Source organism: Rhodoferax sp. (assembly GCF_030653815.1).
Taxonomy (GTDB): Bacteria; Pseudomonadota; Gammaproteobacteria; order Burkholderiales; family Burkholderiaceae_C; genus Rhodoferax.
On the sequence record NZ_JAURYQ010000015.1, the window covers coordinates 27008 to 44160 of the forward strand.

Annotated in this window: 16 protein-coding genes and 2 riboswitches; of the genes, 9 read left to right on the top strand and 7 right to left on the bottom strand. The window is 62.2% G+C overall.

Features of this window, described 5'->3' with window-relative positions; all coding sequences use genetic code 11:
- Positions 1-14 precede the first annotated feature (14 nt).
- Positions 15-1958, top strand: a complete 1944-nt coding sequence (mutL, locus tag Q7U49_RS05045; RefSeq protein ID WP_304762758.1) for a DNA mismatch repair endonuclease MutL — start codon at positions 15-17, stop codon at positions 1956-1958.
- 43 nt (positions 1959-2001) lie between these two features.
- Positions 2002-3402 (top strand): MATE family efflux transporter, encoded by a 1401-nt coding sequence (locus Q7U49_RS05050; protein ID WP_304762760.1) that lies wholly within the window; start codon positions 2002-2004, stop codon positions 3400-3402.
- 25 nt (positions 3403-3427) lie between these two features.
- Here the strand turns inward: Q7U49_RS05050 and Q7U49_RS05055 are convergent, their stop codons facing one another.
- Positions 3428-4066: a 3-oxoacid CoA-transferase subunit B gene (locus Q7U49_RS05055; protein WP_304762762.1), complete on the bottom strand. Its 639-nt coding sequence runs from the start codon at positions 4064-4066 to the stop codon at positions 3428-3430.
- 2 nt (positions 4067-4068) lie between these two features.
- Positions 4069-4785, bottom strand: a complete 717-nt coding sequence (locus Q7U49_RS05060; RefSeq protein WP_304762764.1) for a CoA transferase subunit A — start codon at positions 4783-4785, stop codon at positions 4069-4071.
- Between the two features lie 82 nt (positions 4786-4867).
- Here Q7U49_RS05060 and Q7U49_RS05065 point away from each other — a divergent pair, with 82 nt between their 5' ends.
- Positions 4868-5425 (top strand): PAS and helix-turn-helix domain-containing protein, encoded by a 558-nt coding sequence (locus Q7U49_RS05065; RefSeq protein ID WP_304762765.1) that lies wholly within the window; start codon positions 4868-4870, stop codon positions 5423-5425.
- Between the two features lie 83 nt (positions 5426-5508).
- The gene (locus Q7U49_RS05070; protein ID WP_304762767.1) at positions 5509-5859 is read left to right on the top strand and encodes a DUF2934 domain-containing protein; all 351 of its coding nucleotides are present in this window, start codon (positions 5509-5511) and stop codon (positions 5857-5859) included.
- Positions 5860-5886: 27 nt separating this feature from the next.
- On the opposite strand, the gene Q7U49_RS05075 is transcribed toward Q7U49_RS05070, so the two are convergent.
- Genes Q7U49_RS05075 through Q7U49_RS05090 form a run of 4 tightly spaced genes read right to left on the bottom strand, consistent with a single transcriptional unit; the run spans position 5887 to position 8576 of the window.
- A complete protein-coding gene (locus Q7U49_RS05075) occupies positions 5887-6306 on the bottom strand; it encodes a thioesterase family protein (protein ID WP_304762769.1) in 420 nt (139 codons plus the stop codon).
- A 3-nt stretch (positions 6307-6309) separates the two neighbouring features.
- Positions 6310-6888 (bottom strand): chorismate lyase, encoded by a 579-nt coding sequence (locus Q7U49_RS05080; RefSeq protein WP_304762771.1) that lies wholly within the window; start codon positions 6886-6888, stop codon positions 6310-6312.
- A complete protein-coding gene (locus Q7U49_RS05085; protein WP_304762773.1) occupies positions 6888-7787 on the bottom strand; it encodes a DMT family transporter in 900 nt (299 codons plus the stop codon). The genes Q7U49_RS05080 and Q7U49_RS05085 overlap by 1 nt, the downstream gene beginning before the upstream one ends.
- 6 nt (positions 7788-7793) lie before the next feature.
- The gene (locus tag Q7U49_RS05090; RefSeq protein WP_304762774.1) at positions 7794-8576 is read right to left on the bottom strand and encodes an SDR family oxidoreductase; all 783 of its coding nucleotides are present in this window, start codon (positions 8574-8576) and stop codon (positions 7794-7796) included.
- A 145-nt stretch (positions 8577-8721) separates the two neighbouring features.
- Between Q7U49_RS05090 and Q7U49_RS05095 the strand changes: the two genes are divergently transcribed.
- The 5 genes from Q7U49_RS05095 to Q7U49_RS05115 all read left to right on the top strand — a co-directional run bounded on the left by Q7U49_RS05095 (position 8722) and on the right by Q7U49_RS05115 (position 16170).
- Positions 8722-10413, top strand: a complete 1692-nt coding sequence (locus Q7U49_RS05095) for an electron transfer flavoprotein-ubiquinone oxidoreductase (protein WP_304762776.1) — start codon at positions 8722-8724, stop codon at positions 10411-10413.
- A 15-nt stretch (positions 10414-10428) separates the two neighbouring features.
- Positions 10429-10533: riboswitch (glycine riboswitch) on the top strand.
- A 21-nt stretch (positions 10534-10554) separates the two neighbouring features.
- Positions 10555-10687, top strand: a riboswitch (glycine riboswitch).
- Between the two features lie 64 nt (positions 10688-10751).
- On the top strand, positions 10752-11897 hold the full coding sequence (gene gcvT, locus Q7U49_RS05100; RefSeq protein ID WP_304762777.1) for a glycine cleavage system aminomethyltransferase GcvT: 1146 nt from the start codon (positions 10752-10754) through the stop codon (positions 11895-11897).
- A gap of 58 nt (positions 11898-11955) precedes the next feature.
- Complete coding sequence (gene gcvH, locus Q7U49_RS05105) at positions 11956-12330, top strand: glycine cleavage system protein GcvH (protein WP_304762780.1); 375 nt, start codon at positions 11956-11958, stop codon at positions 12328-12330.
- A gap of 14 nt (positions 12331-12344) precedes the next feature.
- Positions 12345-15245, top strand: coding sequence for an aminomethyl-transferring glycine dehydrogenase (gcvP, locus tag Q7U49_RS05110; protein WP_304762782.1), 2901 nt, complete (start codon positions 12345-12347; stop codon positions 15243-15245).
- Positions 15246-15342: 97 nt separating this feature from the next.
- Positions 15343-16170, top strand: coding sequence for a proteasome-type protease (locus Q7U49_RS05115; protein ID WP_304762783.1), 828 nt, complete (start codon positions 15343-15345; stop codon positions 16168-16170).
- A 71-nt stretch (positions 16171-16241) separates the two neighbouring features.
- On the opposite strand, the gene Q7U49_RS05120 is transcribed toward Q7U49_RS05115, so the two are convergent.
- The gene (locus tag Q7U49_RS05120; RefSeq protein ID WP_304762785.1) at positions 16242-17075 is read right to left on the bottom strand and encodes an undecaprenyl-diphosphate phosphatase; all 834 of its coding nucleotides are present in this window, start codon (positions 17073-17075) and stop codon (positions 16242-16244) included.
- Positions 17076-17153 lie beyond the last annotated feature (78 nt).

Sequence of the window (17153 nt, forward strand, 5' to 3'; positions counted from 1 at the left end):
CCTAAAATGCCCGGGTGAACTTTGATCCAACACCCCTTTCAAACCCATCCCGGCGGCCCATCCGGGAACTCCCAGACACCCTGATCAGCCAGATTGCCGCCGGCGAAGTCGTGGAGCGGCCCGCCTCGGTGGTGCGCGAGCTGGTGGACAACGCGCTCGATGCCGGGGCCAGCCAGATCACCGTGCGGCTGCTGGCCGGTGGCGTGCGCCTGATCAGCGTGGAAGACGACGGCGCGGGTATCCTGCCCGAAGAGCTGCCGATCGCGCTCAAGCGCCACGCCACCAGCAAGATTGGCAGCCTGGCCGACCTGGAATCGGTCGGCACCATGGGTTTTCGCGGCGAGGCGCTGGCCGCCATCAATGCCATTGCCGATTGCGCCCTGCTGTCGCGCGTGAGCGGCCAGGCACACGCCTACCTGCTCGAAGGCCAGACCGGCGAGATCACGCCGGTGGCGCGCAGCACCGGCACCACGGTCGAGGTCAAGGAACTGTTTTTCAGTACTCCCGCACGACGCAAGTTCCTCAAGACCGATGCGACCGAGTTGGCGCATTGCGTCGAGGCGGTGCGCCGTCACGCGCTGGCGCGGCCCGACGTCGGGTTTGCCATCTGGCACGAGGGCAAACTGGTCGAACAATGGCGCCGCTGTGGCGATTTGGGTAGCCTGCCGGCGCTGGAGCAGCGCCTGGCCGATGTGCTGGGTAGCGACTTTGTCGAGCGTTCGGTGTGGGTCGACTTCTCCACGCGTACCGCACCCGGCCGCCCGGATTACGCGCCCGTCATCAAGGTCTGGGGCCGGGTTGGCCTGCCAGACGCGGCACGGGCGCGCGCCGACCAGCAGTTTTGTTACGTCAATGGCCGCTTTGTGCGTGACAAGGTCATCACCCACGCTGCCCGCAGCGCCTATGAGGACGTGTTGCACGGCCAGCGCCAACCGGTTTACGCGCTCTACATCGAAATAGACCCGACCCGGGTCGATGTCAACGTTCACCCGACCAAGATCGAGGTGCGTTTTCGCGACAGCCGCGAGGTGCACCAGGCGGTTCGCCACGCGGTTGAAAGTGCGCTCGCCGCACCACGCGTCGGACAAACCATGCCGAGCGGCGCAATGACGCCGGACAATTCGGCAGCGGGGCCTGACCAGGCAAACCCTGAAGCGCCATCAGCAGCCGTAACCGACCCGTCCGACCGCCCACTGACCTCGTTTTCCTACACCCAGGCGCCCATGCGGTTTGACGCCCCGGTGGGTCATCGGGTGAGCGACCTGGGCGCGCCGTGGATCCCTGCCCCTGCGACAGCCAGCCAGCCAACGCAAAGCGTGGCTGCAGCCCCCAACCAAGCGCCAGCACCCCTGCCTGCCGGCGACTGGCCGTTGGGTCGGGCGCTGGCGCAGCTCAAGGGCATTTACATCCTGGCTGAAAACGCCCAGGGCCTGGTCCTTGTCGACATGCATGCGGCGCACGAGCGCATCGTCTACGAACGACTCAAGGCGCAGTGGTCCCAGGCCCAGGACGGGTCCTGTCTGCCCAGCCAGCCACTGTTGATTCCCGCCACCTTTGCCGCCACGCCGTTGGAAGTGGCCACCGCCGAATCCCATACCGCCACACTGCACCTGCTGGGCCTCGACATCACGCCGTTTTCCGGCAAGACGCTGGCGGTGCGCGCCGTACCGATCACGCTGGCGCAAGGCGATGCCGTCGAGCTGGCACGCAGCGTGCTGACCGAGCTGGCCCAGCATGAGGCCAGCAGCGTGGTGCAACGCGCCCACAACGAGCTGCTCGGCACCATGGCCTGCCACGGCGCGGTGCGCGCCAACCGGCATTTGACGCTGGAAGAAATGAACGCACTGCTGCGCCAGATGGAGTCCACCGAACGCAGCGACCAATGCAACCACGGCCGCCCCACCTGGCGGCAAATCAGCCTGCGCGAGCTTGATGCCCTGTTCCTGCGCGGACGTTGATGCAGCCAGCGCATCCGTCCCTCATTCATGAACCTCAGCCATTTTGTTCAGCCCCTTTAAACAACTGATAGACCACCCGGCACAGCGCAGCCGCCTTGACGCCGAGCTGCGCGGTCTCTGGCACCTGGCCTGGCCGATTCTGGTGGGGCAACTGGCCTATGTCGGCATGGCGGTGGTCGAGGTCGCCATGGCGGGTCATGCCTCGGCGCAAGACCTGGCAGGCGTGTCACTCGGCGTGTCGATCTGGAACATGCTCATCATCAGCATGATGGGTGTGATGATGGCCATCAACCCGGTGGTGGCCCACCATGTGGGGGCGCAGGATCTGACGCAGGTGCCCCATGCGGTGCGGCAAGCCCTGTGGAAGGGCCTGTTTGTGGGCTTGGTGGCCATGGGCCTGGCCAACCTGGCCGCCCTGCTGTTTGACCACATGACGCTGGAACCCTATGTGCATGAACTGGCGATGGGTTTTGTGCGCATCACCAGTGTTGCCATGCCGCTGTTTGCCTGCTACCGCGCACTTTATGGCTACAGCACCAGCATCAACCAGACCAAGCCGCTGATGGTGATTGCCTTGCTGTCGCTCGGACTCAACATCGTCGTCAACAGCCTGCTGGTCTTTGGCACCCTCGGTTTTCCGCGCCTGGGCGGACTGGGTTGTGCCTGGGCCACCCTGATCTCGGTGGCCTTCAATCTGCTGGCCCTGCTGTGGTGGATGCAGCGCTCGCCTGTTTACCGCGCCAGCTGGCCGTTTGAACACTTTGAGGGACCACACTGGCCGCAAATCAAAACCCTGCTCAAGCTCGGGCTGCCGATTGGCGTGACCTACTTTGCCGAAGCCAGTGCCTTCAGTCTGATTGCCCTGCTGATTGCCGTGTTTGGCAGTACCCAGATGGCGGCGCACCAGATAGCGCTCAATTTCACCTCGCTGGTGTTCATGGTGCCGCTGAGTCTGGGGTTGGCGTTGCTGACACGGGTGGGCCAGTCGCTGGGGGCAGGCGAACCAGTGCTGGCGCGTTACCAGGCCTGGGTCGGCGTGGCCGTGGGGCTGGGCTTTGCAGTGGTGTCGGCCACGCTGATGGCACTCTTCAGCCGGCAAATCGCCAGCGCCTACACCAGCGACGCGGCAGTGATTGCGCTCACCGCGCAGTTGCTGCTGCTGGCGGCCGTTTTTCAGCTCTCAGACTCTACCCAGGTGGTCGCCAGTTGCGCCATTCGCGGCTACAAGGTCACGCGCGCACCCATGGCGATTCACCTGACGGCGTTCTGGGTTTTTTCCTTGCCGCTGGGCTACGTGCTGGGGCTGGCGCCAGCCTGGGCACCTTGGGCACCGGCACAGCCCATGGCAGCCCAGGGTTTCTGGATTGCACTGGTGCTGGGGCTGACGATTGCGGCGCTGGGGCTCACCTGGCTGCTGCGCCAGGTGGCGCGCAGCCGAATCTGACGATCAATGGGAACCCGGATTGCACTCAGTGCAGCGCCACGCCGGTTTTGGCGGCCAACTCCTCCATCGTCACGCCCGGGGCGCGCTGCACCACCTTGAGACCATGCGGCGTGATGTCCATCACGGCCAGGTCGGTGATGATGCGGTCGACCACACCAACACCGGTCAAGGGCAGCGTGCACTTTGGCAAAATCTTCAGGTCAATCGTGCCATCCTTCTTTTTGGCCACGTGTTCCATCAGTACCACCACACTTTTCACGCCGCCCACCAGGTCCATGGCGCCGCCCATGCCCTTGACCATCTTGCCCGGAATCATCCAGTTGGCCAGATCGCCGGTTTCGCTCACCTGCATGGCGCCCAGAATGCTCAGGTTGATCTTGCCGCCGCGAATCATGGCGAAGCTGTCATGGCTGCCGAAGATGCTGGAGCCGGCAATGGTGGTGACGGTTTGCTTGCCAGCGTTGATCAGGTCGGCGTCCACCTCATCTTCAGTGGGAAACGGGCCAATGCCCAACATGCCGTTTTCACTTTGCAGCCAGACCTCGATGTCGGGTGGAACAAAATTGGCCACCAGCGTGGGCAGGCCGATGCCCAGGTTCACATAGAAACCGTCCTGCAATTCCTGGGCGGCCAAAGCGGCCATTTCGTCGTGTGTCCAAGCCATGATCAAACTCCTGCTTTGTTAGATTTTTCGGTGATGGTGCGCTTTTCAATACGCTTCTCGGGTGTGGCATTAAGCACAATGCGGTTCACGTAGATACCGGGCAAATGCACGCTGTCCGGATCAAACGTGCCGGTTTCGACAATTTCTTCGACTTCGACCACGGTGATCTTGCCGGCCATGGCCACCGCCGGGTTGAAGTTGCGCGCAGTGCGCCTGAACAGCAGGTTGCCGCTCTTGTCGGCCTTCCAGGCTTTCACCAGCGACACATCGGGCACCAGGGCGTGCTCCAGAATGTAAACATGACCGTCGAACACCCGGTTCTCCTTGCCCTCGGCCACCAGCGTGCCCACCCCCGTGCGCACGTAAAACGCCGGAATACCAGCGCCACCGGCACGCAGTTTCTCGGCCAGCGTGCCCTGGGGTGTGAACTCCAGCTGCAGTTCACCGGCCAGGTACTGGCGTTCAAACTCCTTGTTCTCGCCCACATAGCTGGAGATCATCTTGCTGATCTGGCGGGTTTCCAGCAACTTGCCCAAGCCAAAACCGTCGACACCGGCATTGTTGGAGATCACGGTCAGGTCACTGGCGCCGGTGTCGCGCAGGGCGTCAATCAAGGCCTCGGGGATGCCGCACAAGCCGAAGCCACCGACGGCCAGCAACTGGCCGTCCCTGACAATGCCTTGCAACGCGGCCGCTGCGGAAGGGTAAATTTTGTTCACTTTGAATTCTCCGTGGATAAAAACAGTGACACTACGATACTACTTATTTTGATACGTAGTTTTCCGTAAGGTCTGACCCGCAATGGACATTGATTACCGGCTGGCTTTTGAGATGGCACCTGTTGGCCTGGCGCTGTCGCGCAACCGCATCATGGTGGACTGCAACCGCCACCTGTGCGACATGTTCGGTGCCGCGCCCGACCAGCTGATTGGCCAGTCGTTCCAGGTGCTCTACCCCAGCGCGCTTGAATTCGAGCGCACCGGCCAGCGCATCGCGCCGCTGCTCAACCGCAACGGCACCTACGCCGATGACCGCATCATGAAACGGGTAGATGGCCGCTTCAAGGGCGAAACTTTCTGGTGCCACGTCACCGGCCGGGCCCTGAATCAGGCAGCACCGCATGAGGCTGGCATCTGGACCTTTGAAGACTTGAGCGCCAGCCGTGCGGTTAAAGCCGAACTCACACCGCGCGAGCGCGAAGTGGCCACTTTTTTAATGGCGGGTCTGACCAGCAAAGAGATCGGCAAGACGCTGGCCATCAGCCACCGCACCGTGGAAATCTACCGGGCCCGACTGATGCGAAAATACAAGGCATCCAATACCGGTGACCTGGTTCACAAACTGATGTCGGGCCAGTAATACCGGGAGGGACACCGACAGCAGCCGCCTGATCACCCGCAAAGTCGATGGTCGTCACACGTTTTCAACTCAAGGAGAAACCCATGGTTACCGCAAAAAAGACAAGCTCCCCCGCAGCTGATGCTGCACCCAAGTCCAAGGCGCCTGCCAAAAAAGCGGTTGCGGTGAAAACGCCAGTCACCGCCGCGGTCGAGGCAGCACCTGCGGCGGTCAAAAAAAGCCCAGCGAAAAAAGCAGCGCCCGCCAAGGCCAGCGTTGCACCCGTGGCCGCACGACCTGCCGTGACGCCCGAGCAGCGCCACAACTACATTGAAGTGGCTGCTTTTTATGTGGCACAACGACGCGGTTTCGCCCCCGGCAACCCCCTTGATGACTGGGCCATGGCCGAGCGGGAAGTCGATCACCTGATCGCCTCAGGGCATTTTTCCAGTTAAGAGAATCCAGCCGGCTGGTGGCTTGCGTCAGGACACGATGGCGCGAATCCGGTCGGGCAGGTCAATGGCCTTTTGTTTCGGAAAGTCCACCCAGATGGTGGTGGCACCGCCTGCCGCGTAAATCACGCCGGGCTGGTCGGCCATTTCCATGGTGGCCCAGGTCTCGAAGGTGGTGCGGGCCGGGTCACTGGCGTACATCTTGACCAACACGTTGCCAGGGTATTCCAGCTGCTTGTAAAAATTGCAGAAGGCATTCACAATGACCGGCCCTTCTCCAAGCGGATTGGGCATGCAGCCCGCGGCACGCATCCAGTCGATGCGGCAGGTTTCCAGATAACGGAAGTAGGTGGTGTTGTTGACATGGCCCATGGCGTCCATGTCGCCCCAGCGGATCGGGATCACCACCTCGAACACCAGCTTTTTTTGTTCTGGAATGTCGTATTTCATGGCTTAAGTCCTTTGCTTGAAAATCTTCCGGGGCGCAGCTTGCGGCCAACGCCAGTGGCCAGCTGGGACGGCAAACACCTCCATCACCAGCAAGGTGGCGCCATGGCGGGTGAAAACCGAACGACGCGCAGGCAGAGCCGGGTGAGCCAGGACGACACCGGTCGCCGTTTGCCAGGAACTGGCCACATGGCGCTGTAATGGGCTTTGGCGCTTGAGCTGGCTGTAGGCCAGCGGCGCACGCGAAATGCCCGCTCGTTTGAACAGCACATCGGCCAGTGGGCGACTGCCCAAACCGCGCACCGAGCGCCAGGCCCCGACTGAATCAGCGTGCGAGGTGACACTGCGGGCAAACACCATGGCCTGGCCATCCACACGCAACACAACCTCACGCGCGTAACCGATACGCCGCCCGCCCAGGCCCAAGGCACATGACTCGTCCAGTGTCAGCGGCTGGCGCCCCTGCGCCAGCACCTGCACGCTGAAATGCTGACCAGTGGCCGCCAGCCGCGCACTGAGCGAACCCGAGGCCTGCAACCAGCGCCGCAAACCGCCGCGGGCAGGCGTAAAAGCTTGCCAAGCCATCAGCGATGCGCCCGGATCGAGGCCAAAATGCCCAGCGTGAACAACACGGCAGCCCAGGCTTGCGTTGCGGCAGGCCAGACACCATCCCAGACAAAAGAATAAAACAGGGCAAACAAGGTTTCACTCACAATCAACTGACCGCACAAACTCACACTCAAACGTCGACTGGCCATGTTCCACAAAATACTGGCAGCCCAGCCCGAACCGATACCGGTGGCGACACACGCCACGGCGATCATGGCCTGATTGTCAAGGGTCGACAGCGTCCCGAGATCAGAACCCAGCAGCAGCCAGAGCAAAAAGGCCCCCACCCCGGTGGCCACGCCAATCCAGTTGGCCCATTCGGTCGCGCTCACCTCCGGGTGGCGTTTGAGCCAGGCCGCATTCAACAAGGCAAAAGCCGTCCAGCACAGCATGGCCCCCAGCGCCAACAGCACACCCCACCAGAACTGGCCGCCACGGGCAGGCAGTTGCACCGCGTTGTCCAGTGTCGACTGCATCATCAGCGCCAGCCCGCACAGGGTCAGCAGCAAGCCTGGCAACAAACCCGCCCACTTGAGGCCTGCTGGCTTGCCCAGCAGCATGACCCAGATCGGGATGGTGCCAATGATGAGCGTGGGCACCTCGGTACCCGCATAGACAATGCTTTGCGCCAGCAGCAGGTAGTAACCGGTGGCACCCAGCAGGCTCATGCCTAAAGCGCTTGCCGCCTGGCGCATTGTGGGCCAGGTGTGGCGCCGCCAAGTGACCAGCATGGCCAATGCCGCCATGCCGCCGTAGCTGAGAAAGCGCCCGGCGGTCAGGTCGACCGAGCTCAAACCCGGCGTCATGCGTGGCACCACGAACACCATGCCCCATAAAGCACCTGCAGCCAAGCCGGCCAGTAGTCCGGTCAGCATGCAGCGCTACACCGCAAAGCCATCATCAGCCGAAATTACGGCGCCATTGATGAAATGGCTTTGGTCGGAGCACAGCATCACCAGCAGCGCGTCCAGGTCCTGCGGCTGGCCAATGCGTTTGCGCGGCAGCATCTGAACCAGTTTTTGACCCGACTCGGTCTGCCAGTGGGCGTGGTTGATCTCGGTGTCGATGTAGCCTGGGCAGATCGCATTGACGTTGATGCCAAAGCGGCCCCACTCCCCAGCCATGGCTTTGGTCATCTGGATCACCGCCGCCTTGCTCATGCAATAGACGCCAATTTTGGGCAAGACCTTGAGGCCCGCCATGCTGGCCACATTGACGATGCGGCCACCAGTGAAGCTGCCTGGGGCCGACCCTTGTGCGCGCGCCAGCATGCGCTTGCCGACCTCCTGCGCCACAAAAAATGCGCCCTTGACATTGGTGTCAAACACGAAATCAAAATCGTCCTGGCCCACATCCACCAGGCGCTGGGTGGTGCTGACGCCCGAGTTGTTGACCAGGATATCGATCGAGCCGACCTCGGTCTCGGCGTGCGCCACGGCGGACCTGATAGAGGCCTGGTCGGTCACATCAAGCTCGATCACATGGGCGTCACCACCCTCAGCCTCGATCTGCGCGCGCAACTCCTTGAGCCGTTCAATACGCCGGCTGGCCAGTACCACAGCGGCGCCAGCGCCGGCCAGGGTGCGGGCGAACTGCGCCCCCAAACCACCCGAAGCGCCGGTGATCAGGGCCACCCGGCCCGAAAGGTCAATGCTGTATGCCATGCTTATTCCTCGGTCATTAATAGAACGACCGTTCTATTATGTTCATTGTGCTGCCTAAAATCCGGATTTGTCGAAGACAATTCACTCCAGTTTTAGCCATCTTCACTTGGCTTGAGTTTAATCAGTTGATAAAGCGAGTCCCAACATGACAAACCAGGAAATCCTGACCCAGTACGGCCCCCGCGAATCCATGGACTACGACGTGGTCGTGGTCGGAGGCGGCCCCGCCGGCCTGGCCACCGCCATCCGCCTCAAACAACTCGCCGCAGAGAAAGGTCAGGAGCTCTCGGTCGTCGTGCTGGAAAAAGGCTCCGAGCCCGGCGCCCACATCCTCTCGGGCGCGGTGCTCGACCCGCAGTCCCTCACCGAGCTGTTTCCCGACTGGAAAGCCATGGGTGCGCCCTTGAACCAGCCGGTGACAGACGAAGCCATGATGTTTCTGTCCGAGACCACCGGCTACCGCACGCCCAACCTGTTCCTGCCCGAATGCAGCCAGAACCACGGCAACTACATCATCAGCCTGGGCGCGCTGACACGCTGGCTGGCCGAACAGGCGGAAAGCCTCGGCGTGGAAATCTTCCCCGGCTTTGCCGCCGCTGAAGTGCTGTATGACGAGGCTGGCGCAGTCCGGGGTGTGGCCACCGGCAACATGGGCGTCGAAAAGAATGGCGAGCCCGGCCCCAACTTCCAGATCGGCATGGAACTGCTGGGCAAGTACACCGTGTTTGCCGAAGGCTCGCGCGGCCATCTGGGCAAACAGGTGATTGCCAAGTACAAGCTCGACGAAGGCTGCGACCCGCAAAGTTACGCCATCGGCATCAAGGAACTGTGGGAGGCCGAGCCCAGCCGCCACGAGCCCGGCTTGGTGGTGCACACCGCCGGCTGGCCGATGGAAAACGACACCTATGGCGGCTCCTTCCTGTACCACATGGAAGACAACAAGATCGCCCTGGGCTTCATCACCGGCCTGAACTACGCCAATCCGTATTTGAGCCCGTTCGAGGAATTCCAGCGCTGGAAGACCCACCCCAACATCCGCTGGTACTTGGAAAATGACCAGGGTGAAGTCACCGGCAAGCGCCTCGCCTACGGCGCGCGCGCCATCACCGCCGGGGGCTTGTTGTCGCTGCCGAAAACCGTGTTCCCGGGCGGTGCGCTGGTGGGTTGTGATGCCGGCTTCCTCAATGTCAGCCGCATCAAGGGCAGCCACGCGGCCATCAAGTCGGGCATGCTGGCCGCCGAGGCAGCTTTTGAAGCGGTGACGGCGGGCCGCGCGCACGACGAGCTGAGCGCTTACCCCGAAGCCTTTGAAGCCAGCTGGCTCTACACCGAGCTCAACAAGTCACGCAACTTCAAGGCCTGGTTCAAGCACGGCCTGACGGTGGGCACCTTGATGAACGGCCTGGAGCAGTTCGGCCTGAATGGCCGGATGCCCTGGACCATCCGACGCGACAAGCCAGACCATGCTTACCTGAAGCCGGCCTCGGAATGCAAGCCCATCGACTACCCCAAGCCCGACGGCAAGCTGACCTTTGACCGCCTGAGCAGCGTCTTCATCAGCAACGTCAACCACGAGGAAAACCAGCCCGCGCACCTGACATTAATGGACGCCAGCGTGCCTGTCAACGTGAACCTGGCCAAATACGCCGGCCCCGAGGCGCGTTATTGCCCGGCTGGTGTCTATGAATACGTGAAGAACGACGACAACACCGACCGCCTGCAGATCAATGCCGCCAACTGCGTGCACTGCAAAACCTGCGACATCAAGGACCCGACGCAGAACATCATGTGGGTCACGCCCGAGGGCGGCGGCGGGCCTAATTACGCGGGGATGTAAACCCATCCTGTAGAATTTAACCCGTCAGGAGAGAGCCGGCCCTTTGAGGCGGCCGCCGAAGGCGCAGAGTGGCTGATTGCAGCCATTTGAACGCTCAGGCAAAAGGACTGACAAACGTCACAACATCGCCAGACTTTGTGACGTATCCCCACTGGAGAGAGGTCTGCCTTGGCACTTGCGCCGATTCGGATCCACCGAAGGAGCAACCCAAGCCCAACACCCTGCGTGACTGGATTTGGCGAATCTCTCAGGTAAAGCGGACAGCGGGGGCAGCCCATGGCACTGACGCCCCGTCAGGTCATGGAATTTGGTTTGCCCCCTGCTCTACTGGAGTGTTAATGTCCGCCATGCCTGATGATCTTCTGCAAGTTCCCCTGAACGACCTGCACCTTGCCCTGGGTGCCCGCATGGTGCCTTTTGCCGGGTACAGCATGCCGGTGCAGTACCCCGAAGGCCTGATGGCCGAACACAAACACACGCGCACGGCCGCCGGTCTGTTCGACGTCTCGCACATGGGCCAGTTGCGCCTGGTCGGGCCGGACGCCGCAGCCGCATTCGAGAGCCTGGTTCCGGTCGATGTGATGGACCTGGGCGTGGGCAAACAGCGCTACGGCCTGCTGCTCAATGAGGCTGGCGGCATCGTCGACGACCTGATGTTCGTCAACCGCGGCACAGACATCTTTGTCATCGTCAACGGCGCCTGCAAGGTGGGTGACATCGCGCACATCCAGGCCAAAATCGGCAGCCGCTGCCAGGTCATTCCCATGCCCGAACGCGCGCTGCTGGCACTGCAAGGCCCGCAAGCCGTGACTGCCCTGTCGCGCTTGGCCCCTGGCGTGGAAAAACTGGTGTTCATGACCGGCAGCAGCTTCACGGTGAACACCGGCACACAAAGCATCGACGTGTTCCTGACGCGCAGCGGTTACACCGGCGAAGACGGTTTTGAGATCTCGGTCGATGCCTCACAAGCCACGGCGCTGGCCCAGGCGCTGCTGGCGCAACCCGAAGTCAAGCCGATTGGCCTGGGCGCGCGCAACTCCTTGCGCCTGGAAGCCGGCTTGCCGCTTTATGGCAACGACATCGACACGACCACCACGCCGGTCGAGGCCGGCCTGCAATGGGTGATCCAGAAAGTGCGCCGCGCGGGTGGCGCACGCGCGGGCGGTTTCCCGGGTGCCGACAAAATTCTGGCGCAATTGGCTGGTGAGGCGGGTTCGGTCACACGCAAGCGTGTTGGCCTGAAAGCGCTGGCGCGTGTGCCAGTACGCGAGCACATTGAACTGCAAAGCATGGCTGGTGAGCGCATTGGCGAAGTCACCAGCGGCCTGCTCGGGCCCACCATCGACCAACCCATTGCCATGGGCTATATCCCCCCAGCCCTGGCCACCTTGGGCAGCCAGGTCAACGCCATGGTGCGCGGCAAACCGGTCACCATGGAAGTGGTGGCCATGCCCTTTGTCCCCAACCGATATTTCCGCGGTTAACGTCTTTTTCAGTCCCCTCTCCACCACTTTTTCACTCAATTTTTTGTAGAGCATCACCATGACCATCAAATACACCCCCGACCACGAATGGATCAAAATTGACGGCGACATCGGTACCGTTGGCATCACGCACCACGCGCAAGACGCGCTGGGCGATGTGGTCTTTGTCGACCTGCCCGAAGTCGGCAAAGCCTATGCCGCAAAGGATGCTGCCGCCGTGGTTGAATCGGTCAAGGCCGCCGCCGACGTTTACATGCCGGTCGAGGCCGAAGTGACCGAGGTCAACGAAATACTGCGCGACGACCCCTCGCTGGCCAATTCCGACCCGCTGGGCGCAGGCTGGTTCTTCAAGATCAAGTTCGCCAACCCGGCCGACCTGGACGCCTTCATGGACGAGACCAGCTACACCGCTTTCGCCGCTGACGCGCACTGATCAGGCAGCCCACCATGACCTCCATTGCTCTTTCGCCTTTGGGCGAACTTGAAAACGCGTCTGAATTTATTGCGCGCCATATCGGCATCGATGCGGCTGACGAAGCTGTGATGCTGAAAACCGTAGCGGCAGCATCGCGCGCGGCACTCATCGACGAGATCGTCCCAGCCAGCATCGTCCGCAGCCAGCCCATGGCCATCCCCGCGCCCATCACCGAGGCGGCCGCGCTGGCCGAGCTCAAGGCCATGGCGGGCAAGAACAAGGTGTTCAAAAGCTACATCGGCCAGGGCTACTACGGCACCCACACGCCCGGCGTGATCCTGCGCAACATTCTGGAGAACCCCGCCTGGTACACCGCCTACACGCCCTACCAGGCCGAGATCAGCCAGGGCCGCATGGAGGCGTTGGTCAATTTCCAGACCATGGTGATGGACCTGACCGGCATGCCCATGGCCAATGCCTCGATGCTTGACGAAGCCACTGCCGCGGCCGAAGCCATGACCATGGCCATGCGTGTCAGCAAGTCCAAGTCGACCACTTTTCTGGTCGATGCCGAGGTGCTGCCGCAGACCCTGGCCGTGATCCAGACCCGTGCCGAGCCGCTGGGCATCAGCGTCAAGCCGTGCCACAACAGCGACGATTTGGCCCAGGACAGCTTCGCTGTGCTGCTGCAATACCCTGGTACCGGCGGCGTGGTGCGTGATGACCGCGCGCTGATCAGCGCCGTCAAGGCCCGCGGTGGCATTGTCATCATGGCGGCCGACCTGCTGGCGCTCACGCTGCTGACCTCGCCCGGCGAACTCGGCGCCGACATCGCCGTGGGCACCACGCAGCGCTTCGGCATGCCAATGGGCAACGGCGGCCCGCACGCCGCCTACATGGCCTGCCGCGACGAGCACAAGCGCACCATGCCCGGCCGCCTGGTGGGCGTCAGTGTCGACAGCCACGGCAACCCGGCCTACCGGCTGGCGCTGCAAACGCGCGAACAGCACATTCGCCGCGAAAAAGCCACCTCCAACATCTGCACCGCGCAGGTGCTGCCGGCGGTGATCGCCAGCATGTACGCGGTTTACCACGGCCCGGCCGGCCTCAAGCGCATCGCGCAACGCGTGGCGACCTTGACCTCCGTGCTGGCTGCGGGTCTGAAGAGCCTGGGCTTTGCCGTCACCAATGCCAACGCCTTTGACACGCTCACGATCGCCACGGCTGACAACACGGTGGCGATCGCTTCCAAAGCGCTCGCAGCCGGTGCCAACCTGCGGCTGGCATCGAGCGGCTCCCTCAGCGTGTCGCTCGATGAAACCACCACACGCACCGATGTGGAGCAGCTCTGGGGCTTCTTCGCCAAGCCCGGCCAGACCCTGCCCAAGGTGGCTGACTTCGAGCAAAACACGGCCAGCCTGCTGCCCGCCGCCTTGTTGCGCACCAGCAGTTACCTGACGCACCCGGTGTTCAACACGCATCACAGTGAGACCGGCATGCTGCGCTACATCCGCCGCCTGTCTGACTTTGACCTGGCCCTGGACCGCACCATGATCCCGCTGGGCAGTTGCACCATGAAGCTCAACGCCACCAGCGAAATGATCCCGATCACCTGGCCCGAGTTTGCCAACATCCACCCCTATTGCCCCGACGACCAGCGCGCGGGCTACGCCGAGATGGATGAGCAGCTGCGCGCCTGGCTCTGCGAGGCCACCGGTTACGCCGGCATCAGCCTGCAACCCAATGCCGGCAGCCAGGGCGAATACGCCGGCATGATGGCCATCCGCGGCTACCACGAAGCGCGTGGCGAGGGCCATCGCAACATTTGCCTGATCCCGAGCAGCGCGCACGGCACCAACCCCGCCAGCGCCACCATGGTGGGCATGAAGGTGGTGGTCACGGCGTGTGATGCCAACGGCAATGTCGACATGGACGACCTCAAAGCCAAGTGTGAACAGCACAGCGCCAACCTCGCGGCGATCATGATCACCTATCCCAGCACCCACGGCGTGTTCGAGACCAGCGTCAAGGAACTGTGCGCCCTGGTGCACAGCCATGGCGGGCGCGTTTATGTGGACGGCGCCAACATGAACGCGCTGGTCGGCCTGGCTGCGCCCGGCGAATTCGGCGGCGACGTGAGCCACCTGAACCTGCACAAGACCTTTTGCATCCCGCACGGCGGCGGCGGCCCCGGTGTGGGGCCCGTGTGTGTGGTGGCCGACCTGGTGCCCTACTTGCCGGGTGATGGTGTCGGTGCCGTGTCAGCCGCGCCCCTGGGCAATGCGGCCGTGCTGCCGATCAGCTGGATGTACTGCCGCATGATGGGGGCCGAGGGCTTGAAAGCCGCCACCGAGGTGGCCATTTTGAGCGCCAACTACATCAGCGTGCGCCTGAAAGACCACTACCCCACGCTCTACACCAGCGCCTCCTCCCATGGCAAACCCGGTCGCGTCGCGCACGAAAGCAAGCCGGGTCGTGTCGCGCACGAGTGCATTCTCGACCTGCGTCCGCTGAAGGAAAGCAGTGGCGGCGTCAACGGTGTGACCGCCGAAGACGTTACCAAGCGCCTGATGGACTACGGTTTTCATGCCCCCACACTGAGCTTTCCGGTGCCCGGCACGCTGATGGTGGAACCCACCGAGAGCGAAACGCTGGAAGAACTCGACCGTTTCATCAACGCCATGATCGCCATCCGCGAAGAGATCGCCAAGGTCGAGCAAGGCGTCTGGCCGCAGGGCAACAACCCGCTGAGTCACGCGCCTCACACGGCGGCGTCGCTCTTGGGTGAAACCTGGGACCGACCCTACTCACGGGAATTGGCTGCCTTCCCGGCACCCGCGCTGAAGCAGTCCAAGTACTGGGTGCCGGTCGGGCGCATCGACAACGTGCATGGCGACCGCAATTTGTTCTGCAGTTGCGTGCCGATGTCCTAAGCCAGTACCAGCGTGCACTGTAGATCATTCGCTCGCTGAACCCGGGCGAATTTTTTTCTGCCCGTTAAACTCACTCTTTTCCCACGAACCCGAATCCATGACATATTGCGTCGCCATCAAACTCAACGCCGGACTGGTTTTTCTGTCCGATTCACGCACCAACGCCGGTCTGGACCAGATCAGCACCTTTCGCAAGATGATCGTTTACGAAAAGCCCGACGACCGCTTCATGGTGCTGCTGTCAGCCGGCAATCTGAGCATTTCGCAGTCGGTGCGCGAGATCCTGCAGGTAGAGAAACTCAAGGACCGTGACGAAGACGAGGGCATCACGATCTGGAACGCCAAAAGCATGTTCGACGCAGCGCGCGTGCTCGGCTCGGCCATTCGCCATGTCTACGATCGCGATGCCGCTGCGCTCAAACTGGCTGGGGTCGATTTCAACGTCTCGCTGATTTTTGGCGGCCAGATCAAGGGCGAAGGCATGCGTCTGTTCCAGGTCTACTCAGCTGGCAACTTCATCGAAGCCACGCCCGAGACACCTTATTTCCAGGTTGGCGAATCCAAATACGGCAAACCCGTGCTGGACCGCGTGATCACCCCGCACACGCCGCTGGACGAGGCCGCCAAGTGCGCGCTGGTGTCCATGGACTCGACCCTCAAATCCAACTTGTCGGTGGGCCTGCCGCTGGACATGGTCGTCTATGAGGTCAACCAGTTCCAGACCGACAAGGTGGTCTGCATTGACGAGCACAACCCCTACTTCAAGATGATGCACAACAGCTGGGGCGCCAAGCTGCGCGAAGTCTTTGACAGCATCGAGGACCCGATGTGGAACGGCGAACACACCACCGTACCCCTGATGCAGCCCGCCAGCCGCAACCAGGCCCTGAAAAAAATCAGCTCGCCGCAGGAAAAGTTAATCTAATTACCTTGCGGGACAGACCAAGATTTACGCAGTAAATTTGCTCTGTCCTCAACCGATCGTGCTTGCGGGCTTCAGGCCGTCCAGCTCACGGTGCCGGTCCAGGCGGTGACCAGTACCACGATGCCAAACACAATGCGGTAGTAGGCGAAACCGACAAAGCTGTGCGTTGAAATAAAACGCAGCAACCAGCGGATGCACAACCAGGCACTCAGGAATGACATCACCAGCCCGACACCAAACACCGGCGCGTCGGCCCAGGACAGCAGAGCCCGGTCCTTGAACAGGCTGTAGGCACCCGCGCCGATCAGCGTCGGAATGGCCAGGTAAAAGGAGAAGTCGGTAGCGGCCTTGCGGCTCAGGCCCAACAGCATGCCACCGATGATGGTGGCGCCGCTGCGGCTCATGCCTGGAATCATGGCCGTGCACTGCGCCAGACCCACCTTGAGCGCGTCCATGGCCGTCATGGCATCCACATCATGGATACGGGTAACCGCCGGATTTTTTTGCTGACGCCGTTCGGCCCAGAGGATGATGAAACCACCAATGATGAACATGCTGGCCACCACCACCGGCGTGAACAGATGCGCCTTGATCGCCTTGCCGTAGAGCAGGCCCAGAATCACCGCCGGGAAAAACGCGATCAGCACATTGAGGGCAAAGCGCTGCGCCTGCTTTTCGGTGGGCAGGTCCAGCACGGTGTCGCGTATTTTTTGCCAGTACACCAGGATCACGGCAAAAATGGCGCCGGTCTGGATGGCAATGTCGAACACCTTGGCCTTGTCATCGTCGAACCCCAGCAGGGCCCCGGCCAAAATCAGATGACCCGTGCTCGAGATCGGCAAAAACTCGGTCAGCCCCTCCACCACGCCCATGATGGCGGCTTTGATCAGCAAAACAATATCCACGCAAGCTCCCGTACAAGAAGCGGCTGATTATCGCCGCCTGCCTGCGCCGTACCGTACCGTACCGTACCGTGCCAGCGG

What these genes read in the sequence shown, in the direction of transcription:
- Q7U49_RS05080 (WP_304762771.1), bottom strand. Translation starts at nt 6,888, where the DNA reads ATGGCTTGGCAAGCTTTTACGCCTGCCCGCGGCGGTTTGCGGCGCTGG.
- Q7U49_RS05115 (WP_304762783.1), top strand. Translation starts at nt 15,343, where the DNA reads ATGACATATTGCGTCGCCATCAAACTCAACGCCGGACTGGTTTTTCTG.
- Q7U49_RS05065 (WP_304762765.1), top strand. Translation starts at nt 4,868, where the DNA reads ATGGACATTGATTACCGGCTGGCTTTTGAGATGGCACCTGTTGGCCTG.
- gcvH (WP_304762780.1), top strand. Translation starts at nt 11,956, where the DNA reads ATGACCATCAAATACACCCCCGACCACGAATGGATCAAAATTGACGGC.
- Q7U49_RS05095 (WP_304762776.1), top strand. Translation starts at nt 8,722, where the DNA reads ATGACAAACCAGGAAATCCTGACCCAGTACGGCCCCCGCGAATCCATG.
- Q7U49_RS05075 (WP_304762769.1), bottom strand. Translation starts at nt 6,306, where the DNA reads ATGAAATACGACATTCCAGAACAAAAAAAGCTGGTGTTCGAGGTGGTG.
- Q7U49_RS05055 (WP_304762762.1), bottom strand. Translation starts at nt 4,066, where the DNA reads ATGGCTTGGACACACGACGAAATGGCCGCTTTGGCCGCCCAGGAATTG.
- Q7U49_RS05085 (WP_304762773.1), bottom strand. Translation starts at nt 7,787, where the DNA reads ATGCTGACCGGACTACTGGCCGGCTTGGCTGCAGGTGCTTTATGGGGC.
- gcvP (WP_304762782.1), top strand. Translation starts at nt 12,345, where the DNA reads ATGACCTCCATTGCTCTTTCGCCTTTGGGCGAACTTGAAAACGCGTCT.
- Q7U49_RS05070 (WP_304762767.1), top strand. Translation starts at nt 5,509, where the DNA reads ATGGTTACCGCAAAAAAGACAAGCTCCCCCGCAGCTGATGCTGCACCC.
- gcvT (WP_304762777.1), top strand. Translation starts at nt 10,752, where the DNA reads ATGTCCGCCATGCCTGATGATCTTCTGCAAGTTCCCCTGAACGACCTG.
- Q7U49_RS05090 (WP_304762774.1), bottom strand. Translation starts at nt 8,576, where the DNA reads ATGGCATACAGCATTGACCTTTCGGGCCGGGTGGCCCTGATCACCGGC.